This is a genomic window from Streptomyces lothianensis (assembly GCF_047779955.1).
Lineage (GTDB): Bacteria > Actinomycetota > Actinomycetes > Streptomycetales > Streptomycetaceae > Streptomyces.
Map to the genome: position 1 here is coordinate 1 of NZ_JBLMKT010000150.1, position 334 is coordinate 334.

The following is a 334-nucleotide window of genomic DNA, read 5'->3' on the forward strand; positions in this document are numbered from 1 at the left end:
TCATCAAGATGGTCATGGCCGTGCGGCACGGCGTCATGCCGCCCACCCTGCACGTGGACAAGCCGACCTCGCACGTCGACTGGTCGGCGGGTGCCGCGGAGCTCCTTACCGACCCCGTGAACTGGCCGGAGACGGGCGCGCCGCGCCGGGCGGGCGTGTCGTCGTTCGGCATGAGCGGTACGAATGCGCATGTGATCCTGGAGCAGGCGCCGGAGGAGGAGCCGGCGGAGCTCCCGGCGGCGGAGGCCCTGGCCCCGAAGGCACCGGAGGAGACCCCGGCGGCGGCGGTGTCGTGGCTGCTGTCGGGCAAAACAGAATCAGCACTGCGCGCCCA

At 71.9% G+C, this 334-nt stretch carries 1 protein-coding gene; it reads left to right on the forward strand.

Annotated elements, in window-relative coordinates; all coding sequences use genetic code 11:
- The coding region (locus ACLF6P_RS30015; RefSeq protein ID WP_415954577.1) for a ketoacyl-synthetase C-terminal extension domain-containing protein at positions 1 to 334 on the forward strand (334 nt) is incomplete at both ends.